Here is a 16,357-nt window from a genome sequence, read left to right as displayed (position 1 = left end):
CGGTCAGTCCGGATTAACGTCGAGTCGGTCCTGGCCGGTTTTTTGTTCGATATAGTCGCGGATGAACTGGCGCACTTTCTGGGAGGGGGTCACATCCTCCTGGGCGCAAAGCTGCTCGAACAGCTCCTTTTTCCGGGGCTCGATCAGCAGGGTCAGGCGAGCGGTTTTCTGTTCCATATTGGCTCCGGTATCCGGCAAAACATGTTAATCATATTAACATTGAATGATTAATTGATGAGCATATAATCGATTTAAATAATTCTAATAAAACCCGTCGGGAGAGAGCCATGTCGCACCGGGCCCATCTGTTTTCGTTACGCGTTGGCCATGCCCTGCGCGAAAGCTGTCTGCAGGAGTCGTATAACCGGCGCAGGCTACTCAAGGATGTGCTGGCCGGGATCACGGTGGGTATTATTGCGACCCCGCTGGCGATGGCGCTGGCCATCGCCAGCGGGGTCGCACCACAGTACGGGCTTTATACCGCCATTATCGCCGGCTTTGTTATTGCCTTGACCGGTGGCTCCCGGCTCAGTATCTCCGGCCCCACCGCCGCCTTTGTGGTGATCCTCTATCCCGTTGCCCAGCAATATGGTCTGGGCGGCCTGTTGCTCGCGACCAGCATGTCGGGACTGATCCTGATGGCCATGGCCCTGGCTAGACTGGGGAGGTTAATCGAGTATATACCCGAGCCGGTGACCCTTGGCTTTACTGGCGGTATTGCCGTGGTGATAGCCACCCTGCAGTTGAAAGACTTCCTGGGACTGGAGCTGGCGGCACTGCCCGAACACTATCTGGGCAAGGTGACGGCGCTGGCGGCGGCTGTTCCTCATCTGCACTGGCCCAGCCTGGCCGTTGCACTGTTAACCCTGGCGGTCATGCTGCTCTGGCCCCGACTTAAAACCGGGGTGCCGGCGCATCTGCCGGCGGTGATCCTGGCCAGTATCATCACCCTGTTGCTGAACCGGCAGGGGATGGATATTGCGACCATCAGCAGTCAGTTCAGTTATCTGTTACCGGACGGCAGCGTCGGTCAGGGTATCCCGCCGGTGTTGCCGGAGTGGGTCTTGCCCTGGCTTCAGCCCGGCCCCGGTGGAGTGGCCTTGACGTTGAACTGGGCGCTGTTGCGCGATCTGCTGCCGGCCGCCTTTGCCATCGCCATGCTGGGTGCGATTGAATCTTTACTGTGTGCCGTGGTGCTGGATGGCATGACCGGCAAGCGGCACAGTGCCAACAGCGAGCTGATGGGGCAGGGGATTGGTAATGTGATAACCCCGTTTTTCGGCGGCATTACCGCCACCGCCGCCATCGCCCGCTCGGCTGCCAACGTCAAGGCTGGGGCAGAGTCACCGGTGGCCGCCATGGTACACGCCTTGGTGGTGCTGACCGGGCTGGTGTTACTGGCGCCATGGCTGGCCTATCTGCCGATGCCGGCCATGGCCGCCTTGCTGATGGTGGTGGCCTGGAACATGAGCGAGGCCCACAAGGCGGTCAGGTTGCTGAAAACCGCGCCGGTGGGTGATGCTCTAGTGTTTCTGACCTGCTTTTCGTTGACCATACTGTTCGACATGGTGCTGGCGATCACCGCCGGTATTCTGGTGGCGGCGGTGCTGTTTGTGCGTGAGATTGCCGAAATGACCCGGGTGTCGGATATTTCCGGACATCGGCAGTTGCTGGGGGCGCCTTTGCCGGAAGGCTGGTCGGTATTCAAGATCAACGGCCCGCTGTTTTTTGCCGCCGCCGATCGGGTGTTCGGCGAATTGGCGGGATTATGCCGGCAGCAACGGGGCATCATCCTGTATATGGACGCGGTTTCTATTCTGGATGCCGGCGGACTGGTTGCCCTGAACCGTTTCGTGGAGCAATGCCGACAACGAGGGATGGAAGTGGTGGTGGCAGATCTGCAGTATCAGCCGCTCAAGACCCTGGCCAGAGCCGGGGTACAACCGGTGCCCGGCGAGCTGTCCTTTTACCCTACGCTGCAGGAAGCGGTGGATAAGGTGGTCAAGGCCCCACTGACCGTGGTGGGATAAGTGCGCCCTGCTGGTGAATGCCCAGGTCGGTGACGTCAATCCGCAGGGGTTGACGATAGTAATAAAAACGGCGCTGTATCAAACAGCGCCGTTTTTCACTTTCCGCTAAAAGGGGGCTTTACTTCAGGCCGTCGAGGTAGCGTTCGGCATCCAGCGCCGCCATGCAGCCGGTACCGGCGGAGGTAATGGCCTGGCGGTACACATGGTCCATGACGTCACCGGCGGCGAACACGCCTTCGATGCTGGTCTGGGTGGCGTTGCCATGCAGGCCGGACTGCACCTTGAGGTAGCCGTTTTCCATCTCCAGTTGACCCTCGAAAATCTGGGTGTTGGGCTGATGCCCGATGGCGATGAAGATGCCGGTCAGTTCCAGCTGTTCGGTGTCATCGGACTGGGTATCTTTCAGGCGAACACCGGTCACGCCCATTTCGTCGCCCAGCACTTCGTCCAGAGTACGGTTGGTATGCAATACGATATTGCCGTTTTCCACCTTGTCCATCAGCCGGTCGATCAGAATTTTCTCGGAGCGGAACTGCTCGCGACGGTGTACCAGATGTACCTCGGCGGCGATATTGGACAGATAGAGTGCTTCTTCCACCGCCGTGTTGCCACCGCCGACCACGGCGACTTTCTGGTTGCGATAGAAAAAACCGTCGCAGGTGGCGCAGGCTGACACGCCTCGGCCCTGATAGGCTTCTTCCGAAGGCAGGCCCAGGTATTTGGCAGAGGCGCCGGTGGCGATCACCAGCGCATCACAGCTGTATTCGCCGCTGTCGCCCTTGAGGCGAAACGGACGCTGTTGCAGATCCACCTTGTTGATATGGTCGAACAGGATCTCGGTTTCAAAGCGCTCGGCGTGTTCTTTCATGCGCTCCATCAGGGCCGGGCCGGTCAGTCCCTCGGCATCACCCGGCCAGTTTTCGACTTCCGTGGTGGTGGTCAGCTGACCACCTTGCTGAATGCCGGTGACCAGTACCGGATTAAGGTTGGCGCGGGCCGCGTAAACGGCGGCGGTATACCCTGCAGGGCCAGAACCCAGAATAAGCAGTTTGGCGTGTTTGGCTTGGCTCATTTGTTTCTCCAACCTTGGCAAATAGGCAGACAATAAAGTGGTCTCGATTGTAGGGGATAGACCAGAGGGAATAAAGTGTAACAAAACGATTGTTCCTATCGGCTTTGTGTCCAATCCTGTGCTGGTGGTGATGACAAAATAGCGATAGCTTGCCGTGGCGAATAGTTATGCAATATAACGGTCACATGGCCTGTCAGAGAGGCTGTCTGCCGGTGAGCCGGATAAACAACCGGTAATAACCTGGTTTATTGAGGCTTTCAGCGGCAGTATCGGTCGATTTATAGCATAAAAGCGATTTCGGCTGCTTCAGGCGATAAATTGCGCCATGAGCATTCAGACAGTTAAAATACCCATGACGAGGCATAAAGATTCGAGAATCATGGTTTTTTTATGTAATTATCAAACGTATCTGCTACCTGTTTAGCATTTGCCGTGTTAAGGTACTGCAAGTGCTTTATGTATAATAAATCGATTTTTGTGGTTTTTTATTTGCCTGTTGCAGCCTGCAGGCACCCATCAGCCTCCGCCGGTAACCGGCCGCCGGTTGAAAATTCATCATCAGGCTGATATGTGTATTGCACAGAAGACAAAAGTATGGTTTTGTGCCATGCAGGTTTAATATTAATAGTGGAATGTATCGAGAATGAGTCAAAGGATGGATGAAGTGTTGGATTTGAACAGCAGGCCGGCCAAAGAGCTCGACCGTATCGATCGCAACATACTCAATGAGCTGCAGCAAGACGGCCGTATTTCCAACGTGGAGTTGTCCAAACGGGTGGGCCTGAGCCCAACGCCCTGCCTCGAGCGGGTGCGCCGCCTGGAACGTCAGGGGTATATCGAAGGTTATACCGCTATTCTCAACCCCCAGTTTCTGGATGCCTCACTGCTGGTTTTTGTCGAAATTACCCTCAACCGCGGCACACCGGATGTGTTTGACGAGTTTAACGATGCGGTACAGAAGCTGGAAGAAATCCAGGAATGTCATCTGGTATCCGGTGATTTCGACTACTTGCTCAAGACCCGGGTAGCGGACATGTCTGCCTACCGCAAGCTGCTGGGGGAAACCCTGTTGCGCCTGCCGGGGGTAAACGACACCCGTACCTATGTGGTGATGGAAGAAGTGAAGCAGAGTAATCGTCTGGTGATAAATACCCGATAAACTGTGCTAATCTGCCCGGCTCTGGTATTTTTATGCCGGGCGGGGACGGATGTGGAACCTGACTCTGCGAGCGGCCCCGGCCGCTCGTTTGTCGTTTGATGGCTGACGACTTTTACTGTCGCAGTCTTTTCGGTGTGTGGCACAACAAAAAAATGAGCGAGGAGCGGGCGTTTGGCGGAGAAAAAGCTGTTTACTCCCATGTCTGGTTTACAGCGTCTGTTTGAGGCCGGATTGATCATCATTATCTTGCTGGCGATCTTCATGATGTTATCGCTGGTCTCTTACCATCCCTCTGATCCGGGTTGGTCTCAAACCGCATGGGGCGGGGACATTCGTAATGCTGCCGGACCGGCGGGGGCCTGGCTGGCGGATATTCTGCTGTTTGCGTTCGGCTTTTCGGCCTATCTGTTGCCATTTTTCATGGTGCTGATCGGCTGGGTGACCCTGTGGCGGCCGAGGGCCTTGAGCGATATCTGTTATCTGACCCTGAGCCTGCGCATTATCGGCTTTCTGATGTTACTGCTCAGCCTGCTGGCACTGGCCAGCATGAACGTGGACAACATCTATTATTTTTCTTCCGGCGGCCTTATCGGCGACATGCTGGCGTCGGCCCTGAACTCGATGTTTGGCTCTCTGGGGACCACCCTGGTGTTGTTGTGTGGCTTTGCCACCGGTGTCACCTTCTTTACCGGCTGGTCCTGGCTGTTGATTGTGGAGCGTCTGGGCGCCATGGTACTGAACGGTCCGCGCTGGCTCGGCCAGCTACCGCAACGGCTGCTCGACTGGCAAACCGACATGGCGCATCGCCGCCGGGGTACCGTCGACACAACGATGCCGGTAACGCCTCCTGCCGAAGCCGCATCGCCGGCGGCTTCCGAAGCGGGGTTTGTCGGCTGGCGTCGGTTCAAGGAACGGCTCGATGGTCCGGCCGTGCCGGAAACGGATATGGAGCCAGAGTGGGAGCCGGAGCAGGACGATCCTCTGCTGGCACCGGTTGCCGCGTCACCGGCGCCGCGCGCTCCGGTGCAGAAAAAGACGCCACCGGTACGCAAGGAGCAGGTACGCAAAGAGCCGGTGATGGGGTCGGTGGCCGAGCCTGAGCCCGATACCGCCATGGCCACCATCGCCGAAGCCAACGGCTGGGCTCTGGATGATGACGACGATGAACTGGATCTGCCCTGGCTGAATGAGGGGGAAGATCCGGCGGCATCCGAGCCGGTACCGCCGCCGCGATCGCCGGCCGCATCCCGGCGGACCGACCTGTCTCCGTTACCTTCGGTGGAGCTACTGGATCCGCCCAAGCCCCGTCAGCATATGGTCAGCGAGGCCGAGCTTGAACGTATCGCCCGACTGGTGGAAGCCAAGCTGGCGGATTACAACGTGCAGGCCAATGTGGTCGGGGTTTATCCGGGGCCGGTTATTACCCGGTTTGAACTGGATCTGGCTCCCGGGGTCAAGGTCAGCAAAATCACCAACCTGGCCCGGGACCTGGCCCGTTCCCTGTCTGCCATCAGCGTACGAGTGGTGGAAGTGATCCCCGGAAAACCCTATGTGGGACTGGAGTTGCCCAACACCCGGCGCGAAACCGTCTATCTGCGCGAGGTGATGGACAGCGAGGCCTTTGCGCGCAGCGAGCACCCGCTGACGCTGGTGCTGGGTCAGGATATTGCCGGTGAGCCGGTGATCGTCAACCTGGCCAAGATGCCCCATGTGCTGGTGGCCGGTACCACCGGCTCCGGTAAGTCGGTGGGGGTCAACGTCATGATACTGTCGATGCTGTACAAGGCCACGCCGGAAGAAGTGCGTTTCATCATGATCGATCCCAAGATGCTGGAACTGTCGGTCTATGAAGGCATTCCGCACCTGCTGACCGAAGTGGTTACCGACATGAAAGAGGCCGCCAATGCCCTGCGCTGGTGTGTGGGCGAAATGGAACGGCGTTACAAGCTGATGTCGGCCATGGGAGTTCGAAACCTCAAGGGCTTCAACAGCAAGATACAGGATGCAATTGACGCTGGTGAGCCGCTGCGGGATCCCTTGTGGCAACCGACCCAGTCGATGGATACCTATCCACCGGCGCTGGAGAAGCTGCCCCATATTGTGGTGGTGATCGACGAATTTGCCGACATGATGATGATCGTCGGCAAGAAAGTGGAAGAATTGATTGCGCGTATAGCCCAGAAGGCACGGGCGGCCGGCATTCACCTGATCCTGGCGACCCAGCGGCCTTCGGTGGACGTGATCACCGGCCTGATCAAGGCCAACATTCCGACCCGGATGTCGTTTCAGGTGTCGAGCAAAATCGACTCGCGCACCATTCTCGATCAGCAGGGGGCCGAGTCGCTGCTGGGCATGGGCGATATGCTCTACCTGCCGGCCGGTGACAGCAACCCGACCCGGGTACATGGCGCCTTTGTGGACGACCATGAAGTGCACCGGGTGGTGGCGGCCTGGAAGGAGCGGGGCGAGCCCGATTATATCGAGGATATTCTGAGCGGCGATGTGGGTGCCGAGGGGCTGCTGCCCGGTGAGGCGCCGGAAGGGGGCGTTGAAGAGCTGGACGAGCTGTTCGACCATGCGGTGGCTTTTGTCGTAGAGACGCGTCGTGGCTCTACCTCCAGCGTGCAACGCAAGTTCAAAATAGGTTACAACAGGGCCGCCCGCATCATCGAACAGATGGAGTTTCAGGGTATCGTCAGTCCGGCGGGCGGCAACGGTCAACGTGAAGTGCTGGCACCTCCGCCAGCCAGGGAGTAACCATGAAAAAACTGGCAACCTTAGGGGTATTGCTGTGGTCGGTCAGTGCCGTGGCGCTGGCCGATGTCCGGGCCGAATTGCAGCAGAAGCTGGCATCCTTCGACCGGTTTTCTGCCCGGTTCAGCCAACAGGTATTCGATGAGCAGGGGGCGCCGATGCAAAGTGCCGAGGGCACCATGCAGCTGGCCCGGCCCGACCGGTTTCGATGGCATACGGTATCGCCGGACGAAAGTCTGATCGTGTCCGATGGCAATGATGTCTGGGTGTACGATCCTTTCGTGGAGCAGGTCAGCATAGCCCCGCTGGAGCAGGCGATACAGAACACGCCCTTTTTGCTGATTGCGGGGGCGGACGGTCGGCGCTGGCAGCAATATGATGTGGCTCGCAAAGGCGCCGATTATGTGGTGACCAGCAAGGATCCGGGCGAGCTGATCAGTCAGTTCAGCCTGCGTTTCGACCGTAACAACCGTATTCAGCGTTTTACGGTGATCGAGTCCGGCGGTCAGCGCAGTGAATTTACTTTGAAGCAGGTGAATACCAAGCCCGCCTCCGGTGCCGACACCTTTACCTTCACCCCCCCGGCCGGGTGATGGTCGACGACCAACGCTGAGGGAGCAGCTGCTTTAAGCTGACAGCTTAAAGCTTACCGCTTGTTTTATGGGGATGAAATGACATGAGTACCCTGAGTCTGGACTTCGAACAGGACGACTTTCGCCCACTGGCGGCGCGGATGCGCCCCCAGCGGCTGGAGCAATACCTGGGCCAGACGCATATTCTGGGGCCGGGCAAGCCGCTGCGTCGGGCGCTGGAAGCCGGGCATTGTCATTCCATGATCCTGTGGGGGCCGCCGGGCACCGGCAAGACCACCCTGGCCGAGCTGATTGCCCATTACTGCGATGCTCAGGTCGAGCGGGTATCGGCGGTTACCTCCGGGGTCAAGGAGATCCGTGCCGCCATCGAGCGGGCGCGGGAACACAAACTGGCCGGGCGGCGCACCATACTGTTTGTGGACGAAGTGCACCGCTTCAACAAATCTCAGCAGGATGCCTTTCTGCCTCATATCGAGGACGGCACCGTCACCTTCATCGGTGCCACCACCGAAAATCCCTCCTTCGAGCTGAACAATGCCTTGTTGTCCCGGGCCCGGGTCTATCTGCTCAAGCGGCTGGAGTCGGCGGAAATCGAGCTGATGATAGCCCAGGCGCTGAGCGATGAACGCGGGCTGGCCGGGCAGGGCATCGAGTTGGCCGATGGTGTACAGCGGGCGCTGGCCGAACTGGTGGACGGCGATGGGCGCAAGGCGCTGAATTACCTGGAACTGCTGGCGGACATGGCCGAGCCGCATGAAGAGGTTCGCCGCATCGACAAGGCGCTGCTGGCGGAAGTGACCGGCGAGCGGCTGGCCCGGTTCGATAACCAGGGCGATCTCTATTACGATTTGATTTCGGCGGTACACAAGTCAATTCGGGGGTCCAGCCCGGACGCCGGTCTGTACTGGTATGCGCGCATGATCAGTGCTGGCTGCGATCCGCTTTATATCGCCCGCCGGCTGCTGGCCATCGCCTCGGAAGATGTGGGCCTGGCCGACCCCAAAGCGATGGAAGTCGCCCTGGCCGCCTGGGACTGCTTTACCCGGGTCGGACCGGCAGAAGGGGAACGGGCCATTGCCCAGGCCATCGTTTACCTCGCCTGTGCGCCCAAGAGCAACTCCCTCTATACCGCCTGGAAAGCGGCGCTCAAGGATGCCCGCGAGCTGCCCGATTATGAGGTGCCGGTGCATCTGCGCAACGCCCCCACCAGGCTGATGAAAGAACTGGGCCACGGCGCCGAGTATCGGTATGCCCACAACGAACCGGGAGCCTATGCCGCCGGTGAGACCTACCTGCCGACGGCGCTGGCAGAACGGCGTTATTATCAGCCCAACGAGCGGGGCTTCGAACAGAAGGTAAGGGCCAAACTCGATTACCTGAAAAGTCTCGATGAGCAGGCCAGCGGCTAGTTGCTCCCGCCCCGCTAAGCTGATAAACTTGACCTCGATTTAGTGACTTCCGACCCTGCGTGCGACACGCAGTACAAGCATCAAATAAGGTAACTCATGCTGGATTCCAAATACCTGCGCGGCGACATCGCCGACACGGCGGCGCGGCTGGCAAGCCGTGGTTTTACGCTCGACACAGCCTTGTTCAATAGCCTCGAAGAAAAGCGGAAGTCTCTGCAATCCCGTACTCAGGAACTGCAGGCCGAGCGTAATGCCCGTTCCAAGGCCATCGGCCAGGCGGCCCGCAATGGTGAAGATATCGCCCCGCTGAAGGCGGCGGTGTCGACCATCAACGACGAGCTGGACGGTTGCAAGGTCGAGCTGGATCAGCTGCTGAACGAGATTGAAGCCTTTTGTGCCGCCATTCCCAATCTGCCCCACGAATCGGTGCCGGTCGGTAAAAACGAAGATGATAACCAGCAGGTTCGCGTCTGGGGCGAGCCCACCACCTTTGACTTCGAACCCCGGGATCATGTAGCGCTGGGCGAAGCCCTGGCCGGTCTGGACTTCAAGGGCGCGGTCAAGATTTCCGGCTCCCGTTTCGTGATCATGCAGGGGCAGATTGCCCGCATGCACCGGGCCCTGGCGCAATACATGCTGGATCTGCACACCAATGAGCACGGCTATACCGAATGTTATGTGCCTTATCTGGTGAACAGCGACAGCCTGTACGGCACCGGTCAGTTGCCCAAGTTTTCCGCCGACCTGTTCCACACCGCCATCGAGGGTGAAGGGGACGAAGCCGGCAATATGCGTCGTTTCTCGCTGATCCCGACCTCCGAGGTGCCGCTGACCAACATCGGTCGGGACGAGATCTTCGATGCCAACCAGCTGCCGCTGAAATTCACCGCCCATACGCCCTGCTTCCGTTCCGAAGCGGGCTCTTATGGCCGGGATACCCGCGGTCTGGTGCGCATGCACCAGTTCGACAAGGTGGAAATGGTGCAGCTGGTTCATCCGGAGCAGTCCTGGGACACTCTGGAAGAAATGGTCGGCCACGCCGAGAAGGTGCTGCAGGGCCTGAAACTGCCCTACCGGGTGATGGCGCTCTGTACCGGCGACATGGGCTTTGGTGCCGCCAAGACCTATGATCTGGAAGTGTGGCTGCCGGCCCAGAACACCTACCGCGAGATTTCCTCTGTCTCCAACTGCGGCGATTTCCAGGCTCGCCGCATGCAGGCGCGGGTACGGGGTGCAGACGGCAAACCCCAGCTGCTGCACACCCTCAACGGCTCCGGTCTGGCGGTGGGCCGTACCCTGGTGGCGGTGCTGGAAAACTATCAGCAGGCGGACGGCCGTATTGCGGTGCCCGAGATTTTGCAGCCTTATATGGGCGGCCTGCAATATATCGGCTGAGTCTGATGTCATCAGCCAAATGAGCCGGGGCCCATGCCCCGGCTTGTTTTTTACGGCGTTTCACGACGGAAATTAGTTTGATATTGAATGAAATTTATCCGCTTTTCCTTCGCCTTTTACCTCTCTCCTTTGGTAGAATGCGCGGCATTCAAGAGGTCCCCGGCAGTACATGATGGTTTGGATAGACTATGTAATTCTCGGCATTATCGGCCTTTCTGCACTCATCAGCCTGGTCAGGGGATTTGTGAAAGAGGCAATGTCGTTGGCTACCTGGCTAGCCGCTTTCTTCGTTGCCAGTCGTTTTTACGCCGACCTGAGCGTTCATCTCGAGATCTCCGATCCGTTATTCCGCAATGGCGCAGCCATTGCCATCCTGTTTGTCCTGACCCTGATCCTGGGCGCCCTGATTAATTACATTATCGGTGAGCTGGTGACCAAAACCGGACTCTCTGGTACCGACAGGGTACTGGGCGTCTGTTTCGGGGCAGTGCGGGGCGTGCTTATCGTAGCGGCCCTGTTGTTATTTATCGATACCATGACGGCCTTCGCACAGAGTGTGTGGTGGCGTGAATCCCGGTTGATTCCGGAGTTTGGTATCGTGATCCAGTGGTTTTTCAGCCTGGTGCAGAATTCATCCAGCTTTTTACCCCCCAAGCCATAATGAATTGAGGAAATTAGGACATGTGTGGGATTGTCGGTATTCAAGGTACGACCCCGGTAAATCAGGCGCTGTATGACAGCCTGACGGTACTGCAACACAGAGGTCAGGATGCGGCCGGTATCGTTACCATTTCGGGGGATACCTTCCGCCAGCGCAAGGCCAATGGTCTGGTACGGGACGTGTTTGAAGAGCGTCATATGGAGCGTCTGATCGGGAACGTGGGGATTGGCCATGTGCGCTATCCCACCGCCGGCAGCAGCAGCGTGGCCCAGGCGCAGCCTTTTACGTGAATTCTCCGTTCGGTATTGCCCTGGCCCATAACGGCAACCTGACCAATGCCCGCGAGCTGAAAGAAGAACAGTTCCGGGTCGCCCGTCGCCATATCAATACCAGCTCCGACTCCGAAGTGTTGCTGAACGTGCTGGCACATGAGCTGGATCAGCAGACGCAAACCCTGCACCTCGAGCCGGGCCATGTATTTGCCGCCGTCAGCAAGGTGCACGAACAGGTACGGGGTGCCTATGCAGCCGTGGCGGTCATTATCGGCCATGGCATGCTGGCTTTCCGCGATCCCAACGGCATCCGCCCCTTGGTGCTGGGCAAGCGTGACTGCGAAGACGGCAGTACCGAATATATGGTGGCGTCCGAAAGCGTGGCGCTGGATGCGGTAGGTTTCACCCTGATCCGCGATGTAGCTCCGGGTGAAGCGGTTTATATCACCAGGCAGGGTGAGCTCTTTACCCAGCAATGCGCCGCTGAGCCGCAGCATCACTCCTGTATTTTCGAGTATGTCTATTTCGCACGGCCCGACTCCTTCATCGACAAGGTCTCGGTCTACGGTGCCCGGGTACGCATGGGTCAGAAGCTGGGGGCCAAAATTGCCCGGGAGTGGGAAGAGTTCGATATCGACGTGGTGATCCCGATCCCCGAAACGTCCTGTGACATCGCGCTGGAAATTGCCCACAACCTGCAGCTGCCTTATCGTCAGGGTTTTGTGAAGAACCGTTATATCGGCCGTACCTTCATCATGCCCGGTCAGCAGCAGCGCAAGCAGTCGGTGCGCCGCAAGCTTAACGCTATTCCGTCGGAATTTGCCGGCAAGAATGTACTGCTGGTGGATGATTCCATCGTACGCGGCACGACCTCCGAGCAGATCATCCAGATGGCCCGGGAAGCCGGCGCCAAGAAGGTGTATTTTGCCTCAGCCGCGCCCGAAATCCGGTTCCCCAACGTCTATGGTATCGATATGCCTTCCGTCAACGAGCTGATTGCCTACGGCCGGGAAGTGGAAGAAATCTGCCAGCTGATCGGTGCCGATGGCCTGATTTTCCAGGAGCTGGAAGATCTGGAAGATGCGGTTCGTCATTTCAACCCCGAGCTGCGTCGCTTTGAAACTTCGGTATTCACCGGCGAGTATGTTACTCAGGATGTGAACCAGGAATATCTGGATGCGCTGAATGCCTTGCGTAACGACAGTGCCAAGCAGAAAGACTCCATCGATAACAGTCATCTGGAAATCTACAACGAAGGTCAGCCATAACGGTGACCGGGCACAAAAAAGGGGTCTTCGGACCCCTTTTTCAATGCGGTCGTGGGCCGGTCAGTTGGTGTAAATCGGTCCAAAGCCCCAGCTCCAGACGATGACGGAGCCCGCCATGATACAGACCAGCAGCACCAGGCCGCAGGTCACCACCGAGCTCGCGTAAATAAAACCGCGCTCCTCGGGGATGTGCATGATGATGGGAACCCCGGAATAAAGCAGGTAGACCGAATAGGTCAGCCCGGCCAGACCGACCATCATCAGGAAAATCGGCTCGGGATAAAATAGCGCCAGCCCCGTCATGAACAGAGGGGTTGCGGTATAGGCGGCCAGTTCCATGCTCTGGGTAAAGTTGGGTTTGGCACCGAAGGTTTTGGCCATCCAGAAGGTCAGGTAGGCAAGGGCAAAGACGCCGGCAATAAGCGTGACGTACATGCCTAGCGACATAATCAGGGCGCTTTGAGTGGTGAGCATGATGGTTGTACTGGTGGTTGAGCCGAAATTCCAGCCGATCATGGTGGCGGAAACATAGGCGGATAATGCCGGTATCAGGGCGATGAACATCAGGTGGACCAGACTGTAGCTCAGGCTCTCGTGGTGGTGATCTATGGTATGCCATTCTTCTTTGGGGTGCGCATAAAGACCCCATATATGGTTCAAAATCATAGCGTTATCCCCTTAAACATCCCTATCGCAAAGCGATCGAACCAGAGTAAACCGGCACTTGCCGTATTTACCTCTATCTAGTTATTGGCCAGAGACCGAGGGCCGTCAAGTCAGACGCGGTATAAACCACCGTTTTGCGGTCGGGGTCATATCCGGGCATGGCGATGCCAGGGCCGTTTTCCGGGCCCTGCCGATGGCGCCGAAGGAGAACATGGCGGCCATGATGACTCCATTAGCTTTGTATGGGGATTGAACAACGCTTCTGTTACACTCTCACCGTTCATCACATCGTGACTCAGACAGGTAACGATGGTTTTCTTCCGCTTTTCCCCTCACGCCCATTAATCATGCGTTGCCACATTATTCATGCTGATATCCATTATTGAACAGGCCATTCTCATTCTTGCGTCGGGCTGGCTGCTGACCATCAACGTGCGCCGGGGGCAGCAGCATCCCCGGCTGCTGGTACTCACTTCCGGTATCTTGTTTGGTGTCATCGCCATCGCCTGTATGTCGTTGCCCTTAATTATTGGCCCAGGCGTGCTGCTGGATGTGCGCGATGCGGTGCTTTTTGTGGCCGGCTTGTTCAGTGGCCCGCTGTCAGGAGGGCTGGCGCTGCTGATGGCCGGTGGGTTCCGGCTCTGGCTCAGCGGGCCCGGTACCATGATCGGCATCTTGTGCATGGTGCTGGCACTGGTTCTGGGCCTTGGCGTGCGGTACGCCTGGCAGCGGGGCTGGATACGGCTGAACCTGTGGTCGCTGTTGCCGGTAACGCTGTTCTTGCACGCCACGAAGATGGGACTGGTATTTTTGGCCGTCGAGCCCCAGCAGCGGCAGCATATCCTGTCGCTGACGTGGCCGTTTCTGCTGGTGGTGGTGCCACTGACCCTGATGCTGGTTTTTATTCTCAAGGATGCCAGACAGCGCTTGCGGGAACAGCAGGCGCTGCACGACAGTCAGGCCCGGCTGATGGCCATTACCCGTGCCTTGCCGGATCTGATGTGTGTTATTGATGAAGACGGGCGTTATCTTGAAGTCATGGCTGACGATGCTCGCTTGCCACATGTTGCGATCGATCGGCTCCAGGGGCATACCGTGCGGGACATTTTTCCGCCGGAGCAGGCTGATGCCTTGCTGGCGTTTGTTCGCCAGACCCTGAGGCAGAAAACGGTCAATACTCTGACTTACGAGCTAAACACCGAGCATGGTTGCCACGTCTTTGAATGTGTGGCGCAAAGACTTGAAAGCCGGCATCTCGACAAACCGGCGGTGGTGACCCTGAGTCGCGATATCAGTGCCCGGGTCAAGAATGAAACCGATCTGCGTATTGCGGCCGTGGCGTTTGAAAGTACTCAGGCCATGCTGGTGACCGATGCACATAACAGGATACTGCGGGTAAACCGCGCCTTTAGCGAGATCACCGGTTATACCGAGGACGAGGTAAAGGCTATACGCCAGCCATACTCAGCTCTGGCAAGCACGATGCCACGTTTTATCGGCAGATGTGGCACTGTATTGCATCGGCGGGGCGCTGGCAGGGGGAAATCATCAACAAGCGCAAGTCCGGTGATTGCTATCCGCAATGGTTGTCGATCAGCGCGGTAAAGGATGGCCACGGCCGGATCAGTCATTATGTGGCGGCGATAACCGATATGACCGAACGGAAAAAAGCCGCCGAGAAAATCAATCATCTGGCGTTTTATGATGTGTTGACCGGCTTGCCCAATCGCCGCCTGTTGCTCGAGCGGATCCGGCAGACGCAGTCGGAGAGTGCAGAGAATGGGAAACTGGGAGCGCTGATCTTCCTTGATCTTGATAATTTCAGGAATATCAATGATTTGTGGGGTAATTTTGTCGGTGACAAATTATTGCTGCAAGTGGCAAAACGATTGCGCAAGATTGCGGGGGGGAAGAGCACCGTCGCTCGACTGGGAAGTGACAAGTTTGCGTTTTTGCTCGGCGCATCGTCCGAGCAGCAGGCCCAACTGATGACGCGTCTCGAGCGGCTCTGTCATACCTTGCAGAACCAGCTGGATAAACCTTATCAGTATGAAGAGCACAGCCTGAGAAGCAGTGCCAGCATGGGGTTGGTGCTCCTGGATGCACACAGCCAGCCGGCGGAGGAATTGTTGCGGCAGGCCGAGTTAGCCATGTATGAGGCCAAAGCGGCCGGCAAGGGGCAACTGCGCTTCTTCGACCCGGAAATGCAACAAGCCATCTCTCAGCGGCTGTTGCTGGAAGAAGACATTATTCGCGGGGTGGAAGCAGGGGAATTCTGTGTGTATTTTCAGCCGCAGTTCAACGACGGTAACCAGATGATGGGGTTGGAAGCACTGGTGCGCTGGCATCACCCGCACCGGGGGATACTGGCTCCCGCAGACTTTATTGCCGTGGCCGAAGCCGCCGGGCTGATGAGCCGGATAGATCGTGTCGTGTTGTTGCGCGCCTGCGAGCAGATGGCGCTCTGGTCCGGGCGACCGGAATTACAGGATGTGAATGTATCGGTGAATATCAGTCCCACCCAGTTATATGAACCGGGTTTTGTAGATGAGGTACTCAAGGTGCTGCAGCTAACCGGTGCCAACCCGAGGCGGTTGAAGCTGGAATTGACCGAATCGATGCTGATCACCGATATGCCCCAGGCCATCGCCCGCATGCGGCTCCTTAAAGAGTCCGGTATTCGTTTTTCCATCGATGACTTTGGCACCGGTTATTCATCGTTGCATTATCTGCAGCAACTCCCCCTGGACCAGCTGAAAATAGATCAGTCTTTTGTGCGGCGTTTACCCGATGATACCAACAGCCTGGCCATTATCCGGGCCATAACCGCCATGGCCGTCAGCCTGGATCTGGAAGTCATTGCCGAAGGGGTGGAAACCGAAGCTCAGCGCAAGCTGCTGCAGACCAACGGCTGCCGGCTCTATCAAGGTTATCTGTTTGCCCGCCCTGTGCCGGCCGAGCAGGTGGAAGCCATGGCGAAGTCGCTGTCAGGTACCGAGCGACTCAAGTCGGTTTCCGTGCACTGAATATCCGGCAAGAAAGGTGCTGTCTTCAAAGGCCTCGCAAGAGGCCTTTTTA

General features: G+C 57.7%; 11 protein-coding genes and 2 pseudogenes. 10 read left to right on the top strand and 3 right to left on the bottom strand.

From position 1 onward, the window contains the following. Window positions 1-3: 3 nt before the first annotated feature. The gene (locus BFR47_RS11765; RefSeq protein ID WP_071473246.1) at window positions 4-177 is read right to left on the bottom strand and encodes a CopG family transcriptional regulator; all 174 of its coding nucleotides are present in this window, start codon (window positions 175-177) and stop codon (window positions 4-6) included. 110 nt (window positions 178-287) lie between these two features. On the opposite strand from BFR47_RS11765, the gene dauA reads away from it, so the two are divergent. Next, window positions 288-2,030 carry a C4-dicarboxylic acid transporter DauA gene (gene dauA, locus BFR47_RS11760; protein WP_071473245.1) on the top strand — a complete coding sequence of 581 codons (1,743 nt, stop codon included), beginning with the start codon at window positions 288-290 and terminating at the stop codon, window positions 2,028-2,030. 118 nt (window positions 2,031-2,148) lie between these two features. On the opposite strand, the gene trxB is transcribed toward dauA, so the two are convergent. Further along, entirely contained in the window at window positions 2,149-3,102 is a 954-nt protein-coding gene (trxB, locus tag BFR47_RS11755) for a thioredoxin-disulfide reductase (RefSeq protein ID WP_071473244.1), read from the bottom strand. 655 nt (window positions 3,103-3,757) lie between these two features. Here trxB and lrp point away from each other — a divergent pair. The 7 genes and pseudogenes from lrp (at window position 3,758) to purF (ending at window position 12,613) form a co-directional block, all read left to right on the top strand. Then, complete coding sequence (gene lrp, locus BFR47_RS11750; RefSeq protein ID WP_239552505.1) at window positions 3,758-4,261, top strand: leucine-responsive transcriptional regulator Lrp; 504 nt, start codon at window positions 3,758-3,760, stop codon at window positions 4,259-4,261. 171 nt (window positions 4,262-4,432) lie between these two features. Next, window positions 4,433-7,018, top strand: coding sequence for a DNA translocase FtsK (locus BFR47_RS11745; protein ID WP_071473243.1), 2,586 nt, complete (start codon window positions 4,433-4,435; stop codon window positions 7,016-7,018). A gap of 2 nt (window positions 7,019-7,020) precedes the next feature. Continuing rightward, window positions 7,021-7,628, top strand: a pseudogene (gene lolA, locus BFR47_RS11740) (outer membrane lipoprotein periplasmic chaperone LolA). A gap of 63 nt (window positions 7,629-7,691) precedes the next feature. Continuing rightward, window positions 7,692-9,017 carry a replication-associated recombination protein A gene (locus BFR47_RS11735; RefSeq protein WP_071473241.1) on the top strand — a complete coding sequence of 442 codons (1,326 nt, stop codon included), beginning with the start codon at window positions 7,692-7,694 and terminating at the stop codon, window positions 9,015-9,017. 96 nt (window positions 9,018-9,113) lie between these two features. Then, the gene (gene serS / locus BFR47_RS11730) at window positions 9,114-10,412 is read left to right on the top strand and encodes a serine--tRNA ligase (RefSeq protein WP_071473240.1); all 1,299 of its coding nucleotides are present in this window, start codon (window positions 9,114-9,116) and stop codon (window positions 10,410-10,412) included. A gap of 172 nt (window positions 10,413-10,584) precedes the next feature. Next, entirely contained in the window at window positions 10,585-11,073 is a 489-nt protein-coding gene (locus BFR47_RS11725) for a CvpA family protein (protein ID WP_071473397.1), read from the top strand. Between the two features lie 20 nt (window positions 11,074-11,093). Next, window positions 11,094-12,613 (top strand): annotated as a pseudogene (purF, locus tag BFR47_RS11720) (amidophosphoribosyltransferase). Between the two features lie 60 nt (window positions 12,614-12,673). On the opposite strand, the gene BFR47_RS11715 reads toward purF, so the two are convergent. Continuing rightward, the gene (locus BFR47_RS11715; protein ID WP_071473239.1) at window positions 12,674-13,279 is read right to left on the bottom strand and encodes a Yip1 family protein; all 606 of its coding nucleotides are present in this window, start codon (window positions 13,277-13,279) and stop codon (window positions 12,674-12,676) included. Between the two features lie 366 nt (window positions 13,280-13,645). On the opposite strand from BFR47_RS11715, the gene BFR47_RS18710 reads away from it, so the two are divergent. Together BFR47_RS18710 and BFR47_RS18705 are read left to right on the top strand one after the other, a co-directional pair. Beyond that, on the top strand, window positions 13,646-14,884 hold the full coding sequence (locus BFR47_RS18710) for a PAS domain S-box protein (RefSeq protein WP_245748909.1): 1,239 nt from the start codon (window positions 13,646-13,648) through the stop codon (window positions 14,882-14,884). Further along, window positions 14,782-16,305 (top strand): putative bifunctional diguanylate cyclase/phosphodiesterase, encoded by a 1,524-nt coding sequence (locus BFR47_RS18705; RefSeq protein WP_245748908.1) that lies wholly within the window; start codon window positions 14,782-14,784, stop codon window positions 16,303-16,305. Before BFR47_RS18710 ends, BFR47_RS18705 begins: the two co-directional genes overlap by 103 nt. Window positions 16,306-16,357: the final 52 nt, after the last annotated feature.

The organism is Oceanisphaera psychrotolerans (assembly GCF_001870485.1).
GTDB lineage: Bacteria > Pseudomonadota > Gammaproteobacteria > Enterobacterales > Aeromonadaceae > Oceanimonas > Oceanimonas psychrotolerans.
The sequence above is the reverse complement of the archived record's forward strand: the minus strand, read 5'-3'. Positions and strand labels throughout refer to the sequence as shown.